Annotated in this window: 20 protein-coding genes; 17 read left to right on the top strand and 3 right to left on the bottom strand. The window is 66.2% G+C overall.

What is annotated here, in order from left to right:
• Positions 1-25 precede the first annotated feature (25 nt).
• The 8 genes from ACFSX5_RS14335 to ACFSX5_RS14370 all read left to right on the top strand — a co-directional run bounded on the left by ACFSX5_RS14335 (position 26) and on the right by ACFSX5_RS14370 (position 8,120).
• Complete coding sequence (locus ACFSX5_RS14335) at positions 26-1,531, top strand: sugar ABC transporter ATP-binding protein (RefSeq protein ID WP_386834343.1); 1,506 nt, start codon at positions 26-28, stop codon at positions 1,529-1,531.
• Entirely contained in the window at positions 1,528-2,505 is a 978-nt protein-coding gene (locus ACFSX5_RS14340; protein WP_386834344.1) for an ABC transporter permease, read from the top strand. Before ACFSX5_RS14335 ends, ACFSX5_RS14340 begins: the two co-directional genes overlap by 4 nt.
• A complete protein-coding gene (locus ACFSX5_RS14345) occupies positions 2,502-3,500 on the top strand; it encodes an ABC transporter permease (protein WP_386834345.1) in 999 nt (332 codons plus the stop codon). The genes ACFSX5_RS14340 and ACFSX5_RS14345 overlap by 4 nt, the downstream gene beginning before the upstream one ends.
• Complete coding sequence (gene rhaM / locus ACFSX5_RS14350) at positions 3,497-3,829, top strand: L-rhamnose mutarotase (RefSeq protein ID WP_386834347.1); 333 nt, start codon at positions 3,497-3,499, stop codon at positions 3,827-3,829. Before ACFSX5_RS14345 ends, rhaM begins: the two co-directional genes overlap by 4 nt.
• Before the next feature lie 289 nt (positions 3,830-4,118).
• Entirely contained in the window at positions 4,119-5,027 is a 909-nt protein-coding gene (osmF, locus tag ACFSX5_RS14355; protein ID WP_386834349.1) for a glycine betaine ABC transporter substrate-binding protein OsmF, read from the top strand.
• A gap of 218 nt (positions 5,028-5,245) precedes the next feature.
• Positions 5,246-6,439: an ABC transporter permease gene (locus tag ACFSX5_RS14360; RefSeq protein ID WP_386834351.1), complete on the top strand. Its 1,194-nt coding sequence runs from the start codon at positions 5,246-5,248 to the stop codon at positions 6,437-6,439.
• Positions 6,436-7,371, top strand: coding sequence for an ABC transporter ATP-binding protein (locus ACFSX5_RS14365; RefSeq protein WP_386834352.1), 936 nt, complete (start codon positions 6,436-6,438; stop codon positions 7,369-7,371). The genes ACFSX5_RS14360 and ACFSX5_RS14365 overlap by 4 nt, the downstream gene beginning before the upstream one ends.
• Positions 7,368-8,120 (top strand): ABC transporter permease, encoded by a 753-nt coding sequence (locus ACFSX5_RS14370; RefSeq protein WP_386834353.1) that lies wholly within the window; start codon positions 7,368-7,370, stop codon positions 8,118-8,120. Before ACFSX5_RS14365 ends, ACFSX5_RS14370 begins: the two co-directional genes overlap by 4 nt.
• Before the next feature lie 2 nt (positions 8,121-8,122).
• On the opposite strand, the gene ACFSX5_RS14375 is transcribed toward ACFSX5_RS14370, so the two are convergent.
• Positions 8,123-8,992, bottom strand: coding sequence for an NAD-dependent epimerase/dehydratase family protein (locus tag ACFSX5_RS14375; protein ID WP_386834354.1), 870 nt, complete (start codon positions 8,990-8,992; stop codon positions 8,123-8,125).
• Between the two features lie 209 nt (positions 8,993-9,201).
• Here ACFSX5_RS14375 and ACFSX5_RS14380 point away from each other — a divergent pair, with 209 nt between their 5' ends.
• The 5 genes from ACFSX5_RS14380 to ACFSX5_RS14400 all read left to right on the top strand — a co-directional run bounded on the left by ACFSX5_RS14380 (position 9,202) and on the right by ACFSX5_RS14400 (position 13,404).
• Positions 9,202-9,624, top strand: a complete 423-nt coding sequence (locus ACFSX5_RS14380; RefSeq protein WP_386834355.1) for a hypothetical protein — start codon at positions 9,202-9,204, stop codon at positions 9,622-9,624.
• Positions 9,625-9,724: 100 nt separating this feature from the next.
• On the top strand, positions 9,725-10,063 hold the full coding sequence (locus tag ACFSX5_RS14385) for an SH3 domain-containing protein (RefSeq protein ID WP_386834356.1): 339 nt from the start codon (positions 9,725-9,727) through the stop codon (positions 10,061-10,063).
• A gap of 175 nt (positions 10,064-10,238) precedes the next feature.
• On the top strand, positions 10,239-11,258 hold the full coding sequence (locus tag ACFSX5_RS14390; RefSeq protein ID WP_386834358.1) for an asparaginase: 1,020 nt from the start codon (positions 10,239-10,241) through the stop codon (positions 11,256-11,258).
• Between the two features lie 132 nt (positions 11,259-11,390).
• The gene (locus ACFSX5_RS14395; protein WP_386834359.1) at positions 11,391-12,842 is read left to right on the top strand and encodes a helicase HerA-like domain-containing protein; all 1,452 of its coding nucleotides are present in this window, start codon (positions 11,391-11,393) and stop codon (positions 12,840-12,842) included.
• A gap of 1 nt (position 12,843) precedes the next feature.
• The gene (locus tag ACFSX5_RS14400; protein WP_386834361.1) at positions 12,844-13,404 is read left to right on the top strand and encodes a hypothetical protein; all 561 of its coding nucleotides are present in this window, start codon (positions 12,844-12,846) and stop codon (positions 13,402-13,404) included.
• Between the two features lie 551 nt (positions 13,405-13,955).
• Here the strand turns inward: ACFSX5_RS14400 and ACFSX5_RS14405 are convergent.
• Complete coding sequence (locus ACFSX5_RS14405; protein WP_386834362.1) at positions 13,956-14,486, bottom strand: response regulator; 531 nt, start codon at positions 14,484-14,486, stop codon at positions 13,956-13,958.
• Positions 14,487-14,665: 179 nt separating this feature from the next.
• On the opposite strand from ACFSX5_RS14405, the gene ACFSX5_RS14410 reads away from it, so the two are divergent.
• On the top strand, positions 14,666-14,959 hold the full coding sequence (locus ACFSX5_RS14410; protein ID WP_386834364.1) for a DUF4287 domain-containing protein: 294 nt from the start codon (positions 14,666-14,668) through the stop codon (positions 14,957-14,959).
• Between the two features lie 27 nt (positions 14,960-14,986).
• Here ACFSX5_RS14410 and ACFSX5_RS14415 read toward each other — a convergent pair whose 3' ends face one another.
• A complete protein-coding gene (locus ACFSX5_RS14415; RefSeq protein ID WP_386834365.1) occupies positions 14,987-17,077 on the bottom strand; it encodes a S9 family peptidase in 2,091 nt (696 codons plus the stop codon).
• Positions 17,078-17,256: 179 nt separating this feature from the next.
• On the opposite strand from ACFSX5_RS14415, the gene mbhE reads away from it, so the two are divergent.
• The 3 genes from mbhE to ACFSX5_RS14430 are packed head-to-tail and all read left to right on the top strand — an operon-like array spanning position 17,257 to position 20,485.
• Positions 17,257-19,686, top strand: coding sequence for a hydrogen gas-evolving membrane-bound hydrogenase subunit E (gene mbhE, locus ACFSX5_RS14420; protein ID WP_386834366.1), 2,430 nt, complete (start codon positions 17,257-17,259; stop codon positions 19,684-19,686).
• A complete protein-coding gene (locus ACFSX5_RS14425) occupies positions 19,683-20,108 on the top strand; it encodes an MnhB domain-containing protein (RefSeq protein ID WP_386834367.1) in 426 nt (141 codons plus the stop codon). Before mbhE ends, ACFSX5_RS14425 begins: the two co-directional genes overlap by 4 nt.
• Complete coding sequence (locus ACFSX5_RS14430) at positions 20,108-20,485, top strand: Na+/H+ antiporter subunit C (RefSeq protein ID WP_386834368.1); 378 nt, start codon at positions 20,108-20,110, stop codon at positions 20,483-20,485. The genes ACFSX5_RS14425 and ACFSX5_RS14430 overlap by 1 nt, the downstream gene beginning before the upstream one ends.
• The last annotated feature ends 1 nt before the right edge of the window (position 20,486 follow it).

The raw sequence follows: 20,486 nt of genomic DNA on the forward strand, positions 1-20,486 counted from the left end.
ACGGTGTTCACAGATCGCGCGGCCCATGACAGACCCCATTCTTACCCTCGCGGGCATCTCGAAGAGCTTTCCTGGCGTCAGGGCGCTCCATGATGTGTCGCTGGAGCTTTATCCCGGGCAAGTGACCGCGCTGATCGGGGAGAACGGCGCCGGCAAGTCGACGCTGGTGAAGATTCTGACCGGCATCTACCAGCCCGATGAAGGCAAGATCACGCTCGGGGGTGGCGAGATTACCCTGCCGACGGCGCATTCAGCCTCGGAACTCGGGATCACCGCGATCCACCAGGAGACGGTGCTGTTCGATGAACTGACCGTGGCCGAGAACATCTATCTGGGACACACACCCACCAACCGCTTCGGCCTGATCGACTGGCGCCGGATGCGCGCCGAGGCGCAGAAGACCCTCGACTCCATGGGCGCCGGCATCGACGGGGGTATCCTGCTCAAGGAGCTCGGCATTGCCAAGAAGCACCTGGTCGCGGTGGCGCGGGCGCTCTCGGTGGACGCGCAGGTGGTGATCATGGACGAGCCCACTGCGGCGCTCTCGCAGAAGGAGATCGAGGATCTCTATGTGCTGATCGAACTGCTGAAACAGGACGGCAAAGCGATCCTGTTCATCTCGCACAAGTTCGACGAAATCTATCGCATCGCCGACCGCTACACCGTCTTCCGCGACGGCGAGATGGTGGGCAAGGGCCTGATCAAGGACACGCCGCAGGGCGAGATCGTCCGCATGATGGTGGGCCGGTCGGTGGATCAGATATTCCCGGAGCGCAGCGCCGTGATCGGCGATGTGGTGCTGGAAGTGAGCGGGCTGAGCCATCCTACCGAATTCGAGAACATCAGCTTCTCGGTGAGACAAGGCGAGATTCTCGGTTTTTACGGCCTGGTCGGGGCAGGGCGCTCCGAGGTGATGCAGGCTGTGTTCGGTATGACCCGCCCCTCGAGCGGCACCATGGTGCTGGAGGGCCGTCCCGTCGCGCCGCGTTCCCCCGCCGACGCCGTGGAAGCCGGCATCGTCTATGTGCCGGAAGAGCGCGGCAAGCAGGGCGTGATCACCGGCGAGCCGATCGTCAAGAACGTGTCGCTGCCCTCGCTCGGCAAGACCAGCCGTGCCGGCTTCCTGCGCATGGCCGAGGAGTTCGCATTGGCCCGCACCTATACCGAGCGGCTCGACCTGCGCGCCTCTTCCCTGTCGCAGAACGTCTCGACGCTGTCGGGTGGCAACCAGCAGAAGGTGGTGATCGCCAAATGGCTGGCAACGCTCCCCAAGGTCATCATTCTCGACGAGCCGACCAAGGGCATCGACATCGGCTCCAAGGCAGCCGTGCACGACTTCATGGCGGAACTCGTCGCGCAGGGGCTGAGCGTGATCATGGTCTCCTCCGAACTCCCCGAAGTCATGGGCATGAGCGACCGCATCGTCGTCATGCGCGAGGGCCACATCATCGATACGCTCGAGAACAAGGGGCTGATGCCCGAAACGCTGGTGCGGCTCGCCGCCGGCATTGCTGACGAGGTGGCGGCATGAACCGGCTGCTGAAACACCGCGAGATCCTCCTGTTTCTCGCTATCCTGCTGGTGCTGGTGCTGGTGACGATGCGCTTCCCGCGCTTCGCCCAGCCGGGCAACCTGCTGACCATCTTCAACGATACCTCGATCCTGATGATGCTGGCGCTCGGCCAGATGGCGGTGATCCTGACCCGCTCGATCGACCTGTCCATGGCCTCCAACCTGGCGCTGAGCGGCATGCTGGTGGCGATGACCAATGCCGCCTTCCCGATGGTCCCGGTGCCGCTGCTGATCGCCATGGCGGTGGTGATCGGGGCCGGGCTCGGCGCCTTCAACGGCATCCTGGTGTGGAAGCTCGACATTCCGCCCATCGTGGTGACGCTCGGTACGCTGACGATCTTTCGCGGCCTGGTGTTTGTCGCCTCGGGCGGTGCCTGGGTGAACGCCGCGCAGATGAGCCCTGAGTTCATCGGCCTGCAGCGCACGGTGATCCTGGGGCTGCCGATGCTGAGCTGGATCGGCATCCTGGTGGCGGTGCTATTCTTCATTCTGATGACGCGCACCCCGCTCGGCCGCGCCATCTACGCCATCGGCGTCAATCCCACGGCCTCGGTCTATACCGGCATCAATGTCGGGCGGACCAAGTTCTTCGCCTTCGTCATCGCCGGGGCGGTGTCGGGTCTTGCCGGTTTCCTGTGGGTGTCGCGCTACGTGATCGCCTCGGTGGAAGTGGCGAGCGGCTATGAGATGTCGATCATCGCCGCCTGCGTGATCGGAGGCGTCTCGATCGCTGGCGGAATCGGCACCGTGCCGGGTGTGCTGCTGGGGGCGATCTTCCTCGGCGTCGTCAACAACGCCCTGCCGGTGATCGGCGTCTCCCCGTTCTGGCAGATGGCCATTTCGGGCGCCGCGATCCTTCTCGCGGTGGTGCTGAACGCCCGGGGCGAGCGCCGCAAGGGCCGTATCATTCTCAGGAAGGCTGCAGCCGCATGACCGATATTCCCGCGACCGGCCGACAGCTGCCGGACCGTCTCGACCACCCGCTGAAGTCCGCCCTGGTGAGCTGGGAGGGCCTGCTGGTCCTCGTCGCCGTGGCCATCTTCATCATGAACAGCTTCGCTTCACCGTACTTCCTGAACGAGTGGAGCCTCTCGGACATGACCTTCAACTTCACCGAGAAGGCGCTGATTGCCCTCGCGATGGCGTTGCTGATCATCTCGGGCGAGATCGACATCTCGGTGGCGGCGATCATTGCGCTCGCCTCGACGCTGATGGGCTTTGCCCTGCAGTTCGGCGCCCCCACACCGGTTCTGGTACTGGTGGGGCTGTTGACCGGCGTCGCCTGCGGCGCCTTCAACGGCTTCCTCGTCACCGGGCTGAAGCTGCCGTCGATCGTCGTCACCATCGGCACGATGAGCCTGTTCCGCGGCATCAGCTACATCATCCTCGGCGACCAGAGCTATGGCGGCTATCCGCGCGATTTCGCCTGGCTGGGCCAAGGCTATGTGTTCTGGGTGATCTCGTTCGAGCTAGCGCTGTTCCTTGTCTGCGCCGTGATCTACTGGGTGGTGCTGCACCGCACCAATTTCGGCCGGCGCGTTTTCGCCATCGGCAACAACGATGTCGCGGCCCAGTTCTCCGGGGTGCGTGTCGACCGCATCAAGTTCGTGCTGTTCTGCCTGACCGGGCTGATGAGCGGCGTCGCCGCAGTGCTGCTGACCGCCCGGCTGGGCTCCACCCGTCCCTCCATTGCCGAGGGTTTCGAACTCGAGGCCATCACCATGGTGGTGCTCGGTGGCGTGTCGATTCTCGGCGGCTCCGGCTCGATCGTCGGCGTGGTACTGGCGGCGCTGATCATGGGCCTCGTCACCTTCGGCCTCGGTCTCCTCAACGTGCCGGGCATCGTCATGTCGATCTTCATCGGTGCGCTGCTGATCTTCGTCATCGGCCTGCCGAGACTGTTCCAGCTCTTGAGGCCCCGCGCATGATCACCGACGACGGCTACGAAAAGCACGCCTTCAAGATGCACCTCAATCCCGGCATGGCCGCCGAGTACAAGAAGCGCCATGACGAGATATTCCCCGAACTCGTGGACCTGCTGCACGCAGCGGGGGTGAAGGACTACTCGATCCATCTCGACGAAGAGACCAACACCCTGTTCGGCGTGCTGTGGCGCCGGGTGGACCACACCATGGACGACCTGCCGAACACGGCAGTGATGCAGCGCTGGTGGGCGCACATGGCCGACATCATGGCAACCAACAGCAAGAACGAGCCGGTTTCGGTCGATCTCAAGCCGATGTTCTGGATGAAGTAGCGCGCGGGAACTCCGACGCTGCGGATCGGTCAGACGATCGGCCGAGCAAAATTACTCTCCACGGAGCGGCACTCGGAAGCTCCTGACGCGTTCTGACGCAAGGCGTCTTCACGGTCGAGCCCGACGGTTCCGATCGACGGCGCTCATTTCCGGCTTGATTCAACTGGCGCGGTCTTTGAAGCTGTCGATCAGGGGCAAGCGCCCTATCGTTCATCCTGCAAAGACCGTCCTGCCCGGTCGCCCCAGCTCAGGTCGTGCAAGGCCGGTCCGCCGTAACTCGGAGAACCCAATGCGTCTTTCTACCCTCCTCGCGAGCGCCGCGGCGTTTGCTCTGCTCGCCAGCACCGCCAATGCTCAGGTCGTCGTCTCCTCCAAGATCGATACCGAGGGCGGCGTGCTCGGCAACATCATCAAGCAGGTGCTGGAAGCCAACGACATTCCGGTCGAGAGCCGCATCCAGCTTGGTGGCACGCCGATCGTGCGCGAGGCGATCATCGCGGGCGAGATCGACATCTATCCCGAATATACCGGCAATGCCGCCTTCTTCTTCGAGCGCGCCGACGAGCCGATCTGGAACGATGCAGCCAGCGCCTATGCCGAAGCCGCCGAACTCGACTACGACGCCAACAAGATCGTCTGGCTGACCCCGTCGCCGGCCAACAACACCTGGGCGATCGCCCTGCGCAACGACGTGGCCGAGTCCAATGATCTGTCGACCCTCACCGAGTTCGGCGAGTGGGTATCCAGTGGTGGCGAGGTCAAGCTCGCCGCTTCCGCCGAATTCGTGAACTCGCCGGCGGCGCTGCCGAAATTTCAGGAGGTGTACGGCTTTACTCTCCAGCCGGACCAGTTGGTGACGCTGTCGGGTGGCGACACTGCTGCCACGATTGCCGCTGCCGCCCAGCAGACCGATGGCGTCAACGCAGCCATGGTCTATGGCACCGATGGCGGTATCGCGCCCTCGGGCCTGACGGTACTCGAAGACGACAAGGGCGTGCAGCCGGTCTATCAGCCCGCCCCGATCATCCGCGAGGAAGTGCTCACCGAGTTTCCCCAGATCGAGGAACTGCTGAAGCCGGTGTTCGAAGGCCTCACCCTGGAAGTGCTGCAGGAGCTCAACGGCCGCGTGCAGGTCGGCGGCGAAGCTGCTGCCGCCGTCGCCACCGACTTCCTGACACAGAACGGGTTCCTGGACTGACGTCTGCGGTCGCCGTCGACCTCACCTCTCCTTTCGCGAGGAGAAGCCGCAAGGACCGTGAACTTCCCCCGCGCGTCACCCTCGGGCTTGACCCGAGGGTGCGGCACTTGTCTGATGCCGTGAAGGGAAGGGTTCTCGGGTCACCCGAGAGTGACGGCTGGTGCGGGAACGGCCGTTGGTCGGTCTCTGCTGGTTGGCGCGGAGAGTATGAAGCCAGCATGAGTATCTCCAGCATCGCAGCCACTTCGAACCGCACACGTCGCTTCGCCCTCGATAAGCTCGGCGTTCTCGTAGCCGTGCTGGCGCTGGCCGGCGCTTTTCTGCCCTTTGCCATGTTCCGACCGACGCGGATTGCGGCTGGGGAGGCCAGAAATCTCTTTGAGGCGCTGCCGGGGCTGGCCGGTTGGATGCTTGCTGGCGCCCTGCTGGCGGCCACCATCGTCGCGCTGCTGCGGCTGACGGCGCTCTTGCGCCTGGTGGTGGGTCTCACTGTGCTCGCGCTGCTGCTGGTCGCGATCGGCTGGTCAGCAAGCTGGCTAACGCCGCCGGACAACACCTTCGCTCGGGTGGGGCCTGGCGGGGGCTTCTGGACCTGGCTCTTCGCCTTTGCGCTGCTGGTCACCGATGCCCTGGCGCGCATGAAGCTCAGGCCCTGGCTGCGGATCGGCATGCTGGTGCTGGTTGGCGCCGGCTTGGGGCTGCTGCTGGTCAGCGGCGTGTGGCAGGATCTCTCGATCCTGAAGGAATACGGCAACCGTGCGCAGGCCTTCTGGCAGGAGGGGCGGACGCATCTTTGGCTCGCCTTCGGGTCGGTGATGGCAGCGGCGGTTGCCGGCATTCCCCTGGGCATCCTCTGCTACAGGGTCGCGCCGCTACGCGCTGTGGTGCTGAACCTGCTCAACATCATCCAGACCATTCCCTCCATTGCCCTGTTCGGCCTCCTGATCGCGCCGCTGGCCTGGGTGGCTGCCACTGTGCCGGGGGCGAGCGCGATCGGCATCTCCGGCATCGGCGCTGCGCCCGCTTTCGTCGCGCTGTTTGCCTATTCGCTGCTGCCGGTGGTTTCCAACACTGTGGTCGGATTGCTTGGCGTCTCACCACCGGCCGTGGAGGCTGCCAAGGGCATGGGCATGACGGGCTGGCAGCGGCTCACCGGCGTCGAGCTGCCGCTCGCCTTTCCGGTGATCCTGACCGGCATCCGCATCGTCCTCGTGCAGAATATCGGCCTCGCCACCATTGCTGCGCTGATCGGCGGCGGCGGCTTCGGGGTCTTCGTGTTCCAGGGGATCGGCCAGACCGCCATGGACCTCGTGCTGCTCGGCGCGGTTCCTACGGTGGTGCTGGCCTTCGCTGCCGCGGTGGTGCTCGATGCGATCGTGGACATGAGTTCGCGCGGGGAGCGCGCCGCATGATAGAAATCGACGGTATCACCAAGGCCTATGACGGCACCGTCGTGGTGGACGAGGTGACCCTGACCGTTCCCGCTCACAGCATCTGCGCCGTGGTCGGCACGTCCGGCTCCGGCAAGACCACACTAATGCGGATGATCAATCGGCTGGTGGAGCCGAGTGCGGGGCAGATCCGCATCGACGGCGAGGACGTCTCCTCTGTCCCCGCCTACCAACTCAGGCGGCGCATCGGCTATGTGATCCAGGGCCACGGCTTGTTTCCGCATCGCACCGTGGCCCAGAATATCGCCACCGTGCCGAAGCTGCTCGGCTGGGACCGGCGGAGGACTGCGGCGCGCGTCGACGAACTGCTGACGCTGTTCCAGCTCAATCCGGCGGAATATCGCGACCGGCTGCCGCATCGGCTCTCCGGTGGGCAGCAGCAGCGCGTCGGCGTGGCACGGGCGCTGGCGGCAGAGCCCAACATCCTCCTGATGGACGAACCCTTCGGCGCCCTCGATCCGGTGATCCGCGCCAAGGCGCAGGAGGATCTTCTCGCCATCCACAAGCGCTTCGGCACCACCATCGTGCTGGTCACCCACGACATGGAGGAGGCCATTCATCTCGGCGACATCATCGCTGTGATGGACAAGGGCAGGCTGCTGCAGGCCGCCACGCCGGCCGAGATCATTGCCCGGCCGGCGACACCCTTCGTCGAGGAACTGATTGGCAGCGGCGACCGGCCGTTCCGTTTGTTGGGACTCGCGCGTGTCGCCGATCACCTCGAGCCCGGCACCGCTGATGGCCAGCCGGTGGAGGCGACCGCCTCGCTGCGGGATGCCTACTCCGAACTCTTGTGGTCGGGACGGACGGCCGCACCGGTGCGGCGGGATGGCGAGATAGTCGGCAAGATCTCGCTGGAGCAGTTGGCGCGGCTGGCGGCGCGGCCGCAATGACGGTGGGCAATCTTGTCCGCCTGCTGGCGCTGCTTGTGCTGCTTGCGCTGCTGCTGCAGCCGGACTGGTTCGAGCCCTTCTTCGCTCAGTTCGCCCGGCCCAACCAGCCGGCGATCTACAACCAGGGCAACCTGCTCGATATCACCTTGAGCCACCTCTGGATCGTCGCTGTGGCCATGGCCGGCGCGACGCTTGTGGCGGTCGGCCTGGCCATCCTTGTGACCCGCTCGGCGGGGGCGGAATTCCTCCCGGTCTCGCGCGCCATCGCCAATGTCGGACAGACGTTTCCACCGGTCGCAGTGCTGGCGCTGGCGGTGCCGGCGATGAACAGCTTCGGCACTGCGCCGACATTGCTGGCGCTGTTTCTCTATGGCCTCTTGCCCATCTTCGAGAATGCCTTGACCGGCCTCACCGGCCTGCCGCCAGCCGTGACGGAGGCCGCACGAGGAGCCGGCATGACCGGCACGCAGCGGCTCCTCCAGGTTGAACTGCCGCTCGCGCTACCGGTGATCCTGGCTGGGGTGCGGCTGGCTACGGTGATCTCGCTCTCCACCGCCACGATTGGTTCGACGGTCGCAGCGCGAACCTTGGGCGAGGTGATCATCGCCGGGCTCCTGTCCAGCAATACCGCCTTCGTGTTGCAGGGTGGCCTGATCGTGGGGATGCTCGCAGTGCTGATCTATGACGCGCTGGCGGCCCTAGAACGCTGGCTGATGCGGCGCACCGGGCAGTTGACCAGGACGGGTTGAGGTCAGTTGCCGCCGCTGATCTCGTTGCGCCAGCTATACTGCGGCTCGTAGCCGAGCATGCGGCGCGCCTTGTCGATAGACAGCAGTGTGTCGTGTTCGCCGAGCACGCCGCGATGCGGCACGTCGGGGAACACTTCGGAAAGCAGGGAGGCGTTGGGGCGGCTCATCACCGTGTCGGCATTGGCGATGATGAAGGCTTCAAAGCCCTTGAACTCGGCTTCAATGGCACGGCGGACGGCCTGGGCGCCGTCGCGGGCGTCGATATAGCCCCAGAGGTTCCATTTGCGGCTCTTCGCGTCGGCGTCGAAGCCGGGGAACTGCCGGTAGTCTTCGGGGTACATGACGTTGGAGAAGCGCAGACCGACCATGCGCAGCTCCGGATTCCAGCGGCAGAACTGGGCAGCCATGGTCTCGTCCAGCAGCTTGCCGAGCGAATAGGCGGACTCCGGACGCGGATAGTATTCTTCATCCACCGGCGCATAGGGCGGCGGGTTGTTGAAGGGCAGGCCGAGCACGGTTTCGCTGGAAGCGAAGACGACGTTCTTGATGCCCGCAAGGCGGCACGCCTCGAAGACGTTGTAGCTGGTCGGCACGTTGTTGGCGAAGGTCGCTGCATTCGCGATCATGCCCGGAGCCGGGATGGCGGCGAGATGCACCACGGCGTCGAACCGGCCGCCCTTTTCGTCGATGCCGCCCAGAATGGCCGCGGCCACCTGGCCGAAATCGGTGAGGTCGATACGCACGCTCGGGCAGATTGGATCGTCCAGCGGCTGCTGATCGACATTGAGCACGTCGTAGCCGTGGGCGACGAGGTCGCGAAGCACGGCACGACCGAGTTTGCCACTGCCGCCGGTCACCAGAACACGGGCCATTTCTGCTCTCCTTGTTGAGTCGGGGCACCGTGCCACGCGGCACGCAGACCTGCCAAGCGCACCGCCGGCCCACCCGTACGAGCGGGGGCGGGCGCCGGATGCTTGGGTAAACGGCACATGAATATCGCTCTCAGGGCCGGTTCAATCGCAGCCGGTCATAAGGCGGGCCAAGGAGCAACGACGCTCCGAGCCAACCTCAGGAGATTATCATGAACCGTTCCACCATCGCCTTCATCGCCGCCGGCCTCGTGACCGCCTTCACCACCATCGGGGCCAACGCCCAGGCTGCTGTGCCGGGCAGCAACTATCCGTCCCGTTCGCCGATGGTCAGCAGCGAGTGTGCCTTCAACGCCCATATGGAGCCGCATCTGGTGGCGCGCGACATCAATGCCATCCGCCGCGACGAGCATGTGTGGGTGACTCCCGTGTGCGAGGACACCCTGGCCCGCAACGACTACGGCACTCTGTTCCGCGACGGAAATGTCGAGACGCTGCGCAATGTTATCGCCCGCCACCCGGCGCTGATGAGCGCGCTCGCTGCCCGCGGCTACGACCATTTCGATGTGGTCGCCCTGCGCTTCGGCCGCGACGAGACCGTCAACCTGTTCGTCCACCAGCGCGATATCCGCTGAACCGATGAACCAACATGAACGCCGGCTGAACAGCGCCCTCAGGGCGAGTTCAAGCCGGCGGAGCCAACCTGCGTTCCAGCATCGGAAAGGGGTACGCGAAATGAACAAGCAACAGGAAAAACTGCTGGTCGCCACCCTGTGCGGCCTCGTCATCACCGCCGCCGGCGCCTTCGCCGTGCAGCCGGCCATGGCTGCGGGCTACAATGTCGACCGGCTGGCCCAGGTCACCGGTGTTCATCCGTCCGACGAGCTCAACGTCCGCAAGTGGCCGGCGCACTATTCGCAGAAGGTCGGCGGCTACACCGTCGGCTCGCATGTGTGGGTTGATCGCTGCATCGAGGCCGAGCGCGGCTCGGACTGGTGCCTGGTCGACGGTCAGGGCCTCAGCGGCTGGGTCAACTCGCGCTACCTCACCCTGCGCCACGACTGGGACATCTGACCCGGTCGTCGGCGACGGCGGAGGCCCGGCAGCTGCGGCACACAACCGCCGCACCGCATGTGTCCGCCACCGGACCTCCACCGGCGCCGACGACCCCGGAGCCACTTCCCGACGATGTTGACTTTTCCGGTCCGGCGCGGTTCGTCCAGCGAACCAACCGGACCGGAGTTTTTCCATGGACGCCAATCCCGTGCTTGCCGAGGCCATGCGCGGCAACTGGGTCGAGAACCGCCACCGTGGCGCCTTCGCGATCCTGGATGCCGAGGGCCGGATTGTGGCTGCGGCCGGCGACATCGAGCGGGCGATCTTCCCCCGCTCGGCCATCAAGTCCATGCAGGCGCTGGCCATCTTCGACCACCACGCGGATGACCGCTTCCACCACACGCCCGAGGAACTGGCGCTGGCCTGCGCCTCCCATCATGGCGAGGACGTCCACGTGACCCGCGTCAGCGCCTTGCTCGAGCGGTTGGGCCTGAGCGAAGCCGATCTCGAATGCGGCGCCCATCCCCCCACCAACCCGGCCGCCCGCGACGCCCTGCGCGCCACGGGCCGGCAGCCGAGCCCGCTCCACAACAACTGCTCGGGCAAGCATTCGGGCATGCTCAGCGTCGCCCTCGCCATGGGCGTGCCGACCGCCGGCTATGTGAGTCGCCAGCACGCGGTGCAGCGCGCAGTGCGCCGGGCCGTGGAAGCGGTGATCGGCGAGCCGCTGACCGAAGACCGCTGCGGCACCGATGGCTGCTCCATCCCCACCTGGGCGGCCCCGATCCGCGCCTTCGCGCTCGGCTTTGCCCGCATGGCGACGGGGCAGGGGCTGTCCGCCGGACACGCCACCGCCGCCCGAACCCTGTTCGACGTCGCCACCGCCCACCCGCACCTCGTCGCCGGCACCGGTCACTTCGACACGCTGGTGATGGAGGCCTTCGGCGGCCGCGTCATGCACAAGGGCGGGGCCGAAGGGGTGCAGTGCGGCGCCATCCGCGACAAGGGCTGGGGCTATGCGCTCAAATGCGACGACGGCAACATGGCGGCTTCCCAAGCCATGGCGGCGGCGCTGCTGCTGGAGTTCGCCGGGCCGGACGCCCAGCAGCGGCAGGTGCTCGAGGCTTTCGCCCGCCAGACGCTGAAGAATGTGCGCAGCACCGCGGTTGGTGAACTTCACGCGGTGCTGCACGAGTTTGACGCAAAACGTTAAGCAACATGGTTAACCACGTGTAAACGCCGCGTGGTGCCCTGCGATGAGCGCCGCTCCCGCTCGGACCCCCGCTCGCGGGTTGTTCCCCCGCCCTCGCGCTGGCTATAAGGTCAGCGCAACAGAGGGCCGCCGATGCTCGTCGACGACAAGATCTATCTGGGCACCAGCGACCGCCCCGAATATCTCTGGCTGAAACTGGCTAACCGCCACGGCCTCATCACCGGCGCCACCGGCACCGGCAAGACGGTGACGCTGCAGGTGCTGGCGGAAGGCTTCTCCGCGGCCGGCGTGCCCGTGTTCTGCGCCGACATCAAGGGCGACCTGTCGGGCATTGCGGCGGCGGGGGAGCCCAAGGAGGCGCTGGTCAAGCGCGCCAACGACATCGGGCTCGGTGACGAATACCGCTTCACCAGTTCCCCGACCGTGTTCTGGGACCTGTTCGGCACGCAGGGCCACCCGATCCGCACCACCATTTCCGAGATGGGCCCGCTGCTCCTGAGCCGCATGCTCGAGCTCAACGATACTCAGGAAGGCGTGCTCAACATCGCCTTCCGCCTGGCCGACGAGGAAGGCCTGCTGCTGCTCGACCTCAAGGACCTGCGGGCGCTGCTGACCGATATCGGCCAGCGCAGCAAGGAGGTGTCGCTGCGCTACGGCAATGTCGCGACGGCCACGATCGGCGCCATCCAGCGGGCGCTGCTGGTGCTGGAAGAGCAGGGCGGCGAGCATTTCTTCGGTGAACGCGCGCTCGAAGTGGAAGACCTGATGCGCCGCGACCGGGACGGGCGCGGCTTCGTCTCGGTGCTGGCCGCCGACGAGTTGATGCGGGCGCCGCGGCTCTACTCCACTTTTCTCCTCTGGCTCCTGTCTGAACTGTTCGAGGCGCTGCCCGAGGCGGGCGATCTCGACCGCCCGAAGCTGGTGTTCTTCTTCGACGAGGCGCACCTGTTGTTCGACGATGCCCCCAAGGCGCTGGTCGACAAGGTGGAGCAGGTGGTCAAGCTGGTTCGCTCCAAGGGTGTCGGCGTCTATTTCGTCACCCAGAACCCGGCCGACATACCCGAGCCCGTGCTGGCCCAGCTCGGCAACCGCGTCCAGCATGCGCTCCGCGCCTATACCCCGCGGGAACAGAAGGCGGTGAAGGCCGCGGCCGAGAGCTTCCGGCCCAACCCGGCTTTCGATACCGAGCAGGCGATCACCGCGCTCGGCACCGGCGAGGCGCTGGTGTCGGTGCTGGAAGACAAGGGCATCCCCTCGGTGGTCGGTCGTACCATGATCCGTCCGCCCTCCGGCCAGCTCGGGCCGCTGTCGCCGGAGCAGCGGCGCGAAATCATGGGACGCTCGCCCGTCGTCGGGCTCTACGACGCCGTGCTGGACCGCGAATCGGCCTTCGAGGTTCTGGCCCGCCGCGCCGAGGAGCGGCAACTGGACGAGCAACGGATGAAGGCGGACGCGCCGGTGCGGCGCTCCACCCGGCAGACACCGGCCGAGGCGGCGATCAATTCCTTCGCCCGCAGCGTTGCCAACCAGCTGGGCCGGTCGCTGGTGCGCGGCTTGCTCGGCAGCCTGTCGCGGAGGCGCTGAGATGATCGAGCCCGCTACCAACCAGATCACCGTTGCGGTGTTCGCCTCCGACCGCGGCCCCGGCGATGCCGAGCGGGCCTCGCTGATGACCCAGACCGGCAATTATTTCGCCCGCCGCGGCGCCCGCATCCTGACCCTCGCAGAGGATGGGGCGCCGCCGGTGGCGCTGATCACCGCTGCTCGTACAGCCGGCGGTGCTGTCGAGGTGGTGGCGGATGCGAGCATCCACTTGCCGCCGGTGCTGGCCGATGTGCCTGTCCATGTTGCGGGCGAGGGCGCAGAGCGGCAAGCGCTCATCGCCTCACGCACACAGGCGCTGGTGGGGCTGCCGGGTTCGCTGGCCTCGGCCACCGCGCTGTTTGCCACCTGGTCGGCTGCCCGCCAGCAGGGTCGTGTGTTGCCGGTGGTGCTGCTGAACCGTCACCGCGCCTTCGAAGTCGTGCGCGGCTTCAGCGCCGACGTGCTGTCGCATTCGCTGAAGGGCCATGAGCGGGCGGTGCAGTTTGCCGACACGGTTGAGGATCTGTGGAGCCGGACGCAGCGGCTGGTACAGGGGCGGTAGGGGCTTGTCTTGGGCGCCAACGGTGTGGAGAGAAAGAAACCCCTCACCCGTCCCCTGCCGATCCACCCTCTCCCGCAAGGGAGAGGGGAGGCTCCGAGCTAGACACAAACCAAACAGTGAAACTCCCGTTGCCAAGGCCCTGCGCCTCCTCCCTTTATGGGCAGGGTGAGGTGACGGCGCACACCGCAGTCGCGTAGACCTCATGGTGAGCCTGTCGAACCACGCGGTCGCGGGCGGGTGACCTGTTGCGCTCCCCGCCGTCATTGCCGGGCTTGTCCCGGCAATCCAGTGCGCGGCGGCATGGACCACCGGGACGAGCCCGGTGGTGACGAAGGGGGGATTCTCCGCCTCAGGTCGAAGTCTACGCCTCGGCCGTGGCTTGTTGGCAACAGCGGCATCCGCGTTGTCGGTGAAGCGGGGGCGGGCTGCTACGCGCTTCCGGCCCGTCGTCATTGCCGGGCTTGTCCCGGCAATCCAGTGCGCGGCGGCATGGACCACCGGGACGAGCCCGGTGGTGACGAAGGAGGGTATTCTTCACCTCAGCCCGAAGCCTACGCCTCCGGCCGGAGCTTGTTGGGGAAGAGCGGCACCACGTTGTCGGTGAAGCGCCGGGCGGGGGCGGGTTGCGGAGCGGGGAAGGGGACGCGGTTGCGGCGGTCGGGGCCGCGATAGCCGCCCAAGGCGCCGACGACGCTGCGGTTGCGCAGGCGGGCCTGGATGCGCTGCAACAGGTGACGGGGCGACATCGGCTTGATGATGACTTCGTCGATGCCGGCGCTGATGGCCTGATGGCGCATGGGTGGGGTGATGGTGCGGGTGAGCGCGATCACCGGCACGTCCTGGGAGACGAGGCCAGAATCGAGGCGGATGGCTTCCACCATCTCGTGCGCAGGGCGGCCTTCGCGGTCGAAGTCGACGACCAGCGCGTGCACCGGCGCGATGCGCATATAGGCGAACAGCTCGGCTTCGCTGTGGAACTGACGGACCTTGAGGCGCGTGTCGCCGGCCACCACCATGCCGAGCAGGGCGGTGAGTGCGGGAGTGGCAGCGATGATGGCGACGACTTTGGCCGTTTCGGGCACGAAAAATGCAGCTCCCGCAAATAGTAAACGGTTCGTTACCATGCTCGAACGAATGCGAGAAGAGGCGGGTTCCCGGCAATGTTAATTCGCTGGGGAAAGCACAGTCGCCGGCGCTACCGTGTCGAATGCGGCCGCACTCGTCCGTCCTGCTGCTGATGACGAACCTCGAGGAGATAAAGATGTCGTTCCAGGCCTATCTCGACGCCGTGGAGGCAAAGACCGGCAAGACGCCCCGCGAGATCGTGGACCTCGCCAAGACGAAGGGGTTCGACGATCCGAAGGTGAAGGCCGGGCCGATCCTGGACTGGCTCAAGGCCGATTTCGGCCTGGGGCGCGGGCACGGCATGGCGCTTGTCCACGTCATCCAGAAGGGACCCGAGATCGACATGAAGCATGTCGGCACCACCGGCGTCCATCGCGACGACAGCAACATGCTCTGGCTCGATGGCATCGCCACCAAGCCCAAGACCTGACGGCCGGGGCGGGGCCCCGGTCTGCGATCAGGCCGCGGCGCCCGGGGCTCCGACGCAGTCGAGCGCAAAGGCATAGACCTCGGCGGTCTCCTTGATGCGGTCGAAGCGGCCGGAGGCGCCGCCATGTCCGGCGTCCATGTTGGTCTTGAGAAAGAACCGCTTGTCACCGGTGGCGGTGGCGCGGAGCTTGGCGACCCACTTGGCCGGCTCCCAATAGGTGACGCGCGGGTCGGTCAGCCCGGCCTGGACGAAGATCGGGGGATAGGGCTGGGCGCTGACCTGCTCATAGGGGGCATAGGCAGCGATGCGCCGGTAGTCCTCGGCACTGGCAAGCGGGTTGCCCCATTCCGGCCATTCCGGCGGGGTGAGCGGCAGGGTGGCGTCCAGCATGGTGTTGAGAACGTCGACGAACGGCACCTGGGCGATGATGCCGGCCCACAGCTCCGGCCGCAGATTGGCGATAGCGCCCATCAGCATGCCGCCGGCGGAGCCGCCCTGGGCGACGATGCGGCCCGAACGGGTGTAGCCGTGCTCGACCAGCATTTCGGCGGCGGCGATGAAGTCGGTGAACGTGTTAGGCTTGTGCTCGCGGCGGCCGAGTTTGTACCAGCGGTAGCCCTTCTCCATGCCGCCGCGGATATGCGCCGTGGCATAAACGAAGCCTCGGTCGACCAGCGACAGCGCCGAGATCGAGAAGCCCGAGGGCATGGCCATGCCATAGGCGCCATAGCCATAGAGCAGCACCGGATTGCTGCCGTCGAGGGCGATACCCTTGCGGTAGAGCAGCGTCACCGGCACCGTCTCTCCGTCCGGCGCTGTAGCGAAGAGCCGGCGGGTTTCGTAGGCGGCGGGATCGTGCCCGGAGGGGATCTCCTGCTCCTTGCGCAGCACCCGTTCGCCGGTCGAGAGATCGAGGTCATAGACCCGCGAAGGCGTGGTGGGGGAGGAATAGCTGAAGCGGAAGGTGGTTGTGTCGAACTCGTAGCCGACCGAGAGCCCGAGCGCATACGCCTCTTCCTCGAAGCGGACCGTTTCCTCGACGCCCGTCCTCAGGTCGCGGACGACGATGCGCGGCAGGCCATCGGCCCGCTCGAGGCGCAGGAGATGGTTGCGGATCACGGCTGTGTCGAGGATCAGCACGCCGGGCCGGTGCGGCACGAGGTCCACCCAGTTCTCGGCACCGGGCGCATCGGCGGGGGCGGTGACGATCTTGAAGTCCTCGGCGCCATCGACATTGGTGCGGATATAGAGCAGGCCCTCGCGCTCATCGACCTCGTATTCGCGTTCCGGCTCGCGGGCCGAGACGAGGCGCGGCTCGCCGCCCCTTTCGGCGTCGATCAGGCGGACTTCCGATGTCTGGTGGTCATGGGCGTCGATGATGATGAAGCGGTTGCTGAGCGTCTTGCCGACGCCGACGAAGAAGCCGGGGTCGGCTTCCTCGTAGATGATCGGGTCGTCGGCTTGGTCGGTGCCGAGCACGTGGAGGCGCACCCGGAACGGACGGTGATTGTCGTCATACTCGGTGTAGTAGATGGCCGAGGAATCGTTGCTCCAGACATGAGCGCCGGCGGTGTCGCGGATGACGTCGGGGCTGTCGGTGCCGGTCTCGAGGTCGCGGATGACGATGTCGTAATATTCCGAGCCGGCGCGATCGGCGGCCCAGGTGAGCAGGCGGTGGGACGGATCGTGCTGGGCGCCGGCGAAGCCGAAATAGCCGTCCCCGGCTTCGGCGTTGCAGTCGAGCAGCACGGTCTCGGCGCCGCCATCGCGCGGGGTGCGCACGATCAGCGGGTACTGCTTGCCCTCGAGCATGCGCGAATTGTAGGCCCAGGGGCCGTCGGGGGAGGGGACGCCGGAATCATCCTCCTTCATGCGCCCGCGGATCTCCTTGTAGATCTGCTCCTGCAGGGCCTTGGTGGGTTCGCCGAAAGCGGCAGTGGCGTAGGCGTTCTCGGCCTCGAGATAGGCCCGGATTTCGGGCTCAAGCGTCTCCGGTTTCTGCATCACCTCCTGCCAATTGGCGGCGCGCAGCCAGGCCCACGGATCGTCGCGGACGATGCCGTGCTGTTCGAGGCGAAGCGGCTTCTGCGCGGCGACGGGCGGGGTGGGCTGGTTCATGGAGGCTCCTCGATTGCGTGCTTCCTGACATAGGCCTCGCTCCCGCCCTTGGGAAGGGCAGGCGCGAGGTGTGGATTCGTGCGCGACAACCTGTCCCCACGGTCCGATTTGGCTTGTGACGGGCGACTCAATCGCTAAGGTCGCAGCCGCATTTGTTGGAGTCGGAAGCGGGAGGCAGCGTGGAGCTGGATCAGGGGGCAAGTCTGGCGCTGATGGCGATCGGCCCCTTCGTGGTCGCGGCCTTGGCGCCGTTGCTTCACCGCCTGCTACGCGGCTTCAGTCACTGGCTGCTGGCGCTGGTGCCGGCGGCGATCTTTGCGTTTCTGTGCGGCTATGTCGGGCCGGTCGCCAGCGGCGAGGTGGTGGTCGCGGGCATCGACTGGGTGCCGGCGCTGGGGCTGCGCCTGACCTTTCTGCTCGACGGGCTGAGCCTGGCCTTTGCGCTGACCATTTCCGGAATCGGCGCGCTGATCGTGCTCTATGCCGGCGCCTACCTGCACGGCCATCGGCATCTCGGGCGCTTCCTGATGTTCCTCCTCGCCTTCATGGGCGCGATGCTGGGGCTGGTGCTGTCCGACAATCTCCTGGCGCTGTTCCTGTTCTGGGAGCTGACCTCGATCAGCTCGTTCCTGCTGATCGGCTTCGATGCCGACCGGCAGGCGGCGCGGCGTGGTGCGATCCAGGCGCTGGTGATCACCAATATCGGTGGCATGGGGCTGCTCGTTGGCGTGATCCTGATCAACTCGATCACCGGCAGCTGGACCTTCGCCGAACTTCTCGGCAGTGGCGATATTCTCCGCAACAGCGGGCTCTACGGTAACGTTTTGCTGGCGATCCTTCTCGCTGCCTTCACCAAATCCGCGCAGTTGCCGTTTCATTTCTGGCTGCCCAACGCCATGGAGGCACCGACCCCGGTCTCGGCCTTCCTCCACTCCGCGACCATGGTGCAGGCCGGCGTCTACCTCCTAGCGCGCATGACGCCGGTGCTCGGCGGAACCGCCGTCTGGACCACGGTTTTGGTGGTTTTCGGCTGCGCCACGCTGATCTGGGGTGCGCTCGGAGCGCTGCGGCAGACCGATCTCAAGCAGATGCTGGCGCAGACCACCATCGCCTCGCTGGGCCTCTTGGTGGCGCTGATCGGGCTTGGGACACCGGTCGCGCTCAGTGCCTTCGTGCTCTATTTCGCCGCCCACGCGCTCTACAAGGCAGCGCTGTTCATGGTGGCCGGCGCGGTGGACCACGAGGCGGGGACGCGCGACCTGACGGCGCTCGGAGGGCTCGCCGACCGCATGCCGGTGACCTTTATCGGCGCGGCGCTGGCGGGATTGTCGATGTTCAGCGTGCCGGCGACGCTGGGGTTCTTTGCCAAAGAAGAGATGTATCTCGACCTCGTGGTGATGGAGCCAACCGCCATCGCGGTGCTGCTGGCGCTGGTGCTGGGCAATGCCCTGCTCGGGGGTGTGGGCTTGATCGTGATGATCCGGCCGTTCCTGGGCCCGGCCGTCGCGACGCCCAAGGCAGCGCACGAGGCGCCGGTGGCGATGCTGGTGGGGCCGATCCTGCTCGGCGCTGCGGGCGTGGTGACGGCGTTGCTGATCGACTGGTTCGGACACGATCTGATGGCGCCGGCGGCAACGGCGGTGTCGGGGCAGGGGGTGGAAAGCCACCTCAGCTGGAACATCAACTTCGCCAGCCCGGCGCTGTGGGCTTCGGTCGTGACCTGGCTCTTGGCGGTCCTGATCTACCGGCAGGCGGATTCGCTGCGTACCCTGTTGCGCCGCTGGCCGGCGAACTGGAATGCGGACCGGGCGTTCGATGCGGTGTTCTTTGGGCTGGTGCGCTTCTCGGGCGCGGTGACGCGGACCCTGCATCATGGGCGGCTCGAGCTTTATCTGGTGGTGGTGTTCATCGGCTTTGCCCTCGCCGTGCTGGTGCCGCTGCTGACCATGGGTGGGCTCGACGCGCTGATGCCGACGGCGGAGCTCGGCAACTGGGGCGCTGTGCTGCGCTGGCCCGACCTGATGCCCTATGAATGGGGCGTGGTGGCCATGGCGGTTGCGGGGCTGGTGGCGGTGCTGACCGCACACAACCGGCTGGTGGCCATTGCCGCGCTCGGGGTGCAGGGGACATCCCTCGCGCTGATCTTCCTGCTGTTCGGCGCGCCGGACCTCGCCTTTACCCAGTTCATGGTAGAAATCCTGAGCGTGGTGATCCTGACGCTGGTGATGACCCGGCTGCGGCTGGATGAGCTCGACAAGCGCCCGTTCGAGGACTGGGTGCGGGATGGTGCCATCGCGCTCGCTTGCGGCATCGGCGTGAGCCTGACGCTGATGGTCATCCTGACCGGGCCGCTCGACACGCGCCTGTCGGACTTCTTCACCGCGACCAGCGTGCCGGTGGCGCATGGCGCCAACATCGTCAACGTCATCCTCGTGGACTATCGCGGCTTTGACACCCTGGGCGAGATCTCGGTGGTCATGGCAGCCGGAATCGCCATCATGGTGCTGCTCAAGAGCCGCAAGGCGCCACCGATGCCGGCTCCTACACCGGACCCGGAACCAAAGCCGGCCAAGGCACCGCGCCGCCGGCGAAAGGTGGCAGACGCATGAACACGATCATCTTTCGCACCGCGGCGCCGCTGCTGGTGGCCACCATGCTGGTCTTTTCGGTCTATGTCTGCCTGAGGGGGCACAATGAGCCTGGCGGCGGCTTCATTGGCGGGCTGATCGCCGCGTCTTCGATCGCCATCCTGGGCATGGCCTCGGGCGCCCAGAAGGCTCGTGAGGCGCTCAAGTTCGACCCGCTGTCGATCGCCGGATTCGGGGTGTTCATTGCCGCGCTGTCGGGCGTGGCCTCCCTGTTCATCGAGGCGCCGTTCATGACCAGTATCTGGCTCTATCTCGAACTCGGCGACACCACCGTGCCACTGTCGACGCCGATGATCTTCGACATCGGTGTCTACCTCGTGGTGTTCGGCACGCTGTCGGCTGTGGCGCTGGCGCTCGAGGGAGACGAGGGAGGGGCCGACTGATGGACTTCGTGCTCGCGGCCCTTGTCGGCCTTTTCATCGCCCTTGGCGTTTATCTGCTCCTGTCGCGATCGGTCATCCGCATGCTCCTGGGCATGGTGATCCTCGGCAACGGCATCAATCTGCTCATCTTCACCGCCGGGCGGCTGACGCGAGAGCTGGCGCCGATCGTGCCGGCCGGACTGGACCAGCCGGCGGGGCCGATCGCCAATCCCCTGCCGCAGGCGCTGATCCTCACCGCCATCGTCATCGGCTTTGCCATGTTCAGCTTCCTGCTGGTGCTGGCCTTCCGCGCCTACCAGACGCTGGATGCCGATAACACCGACACCATGCGGGTGGCCGAGCCGGAACAGGCGCCACAGCCGCCATTGGGTTATTGAG

The sequence above is a fragment of the Devosia albogilva genome (assembly GCF_042685625.1).
GTDB classification, from domain to species: domain Bacteria; phylum Pseudomonadota; class Alphaproteobacteria; order Rhizobiales; family Devosiaceae; genus Devosia; species Devosia albogilva.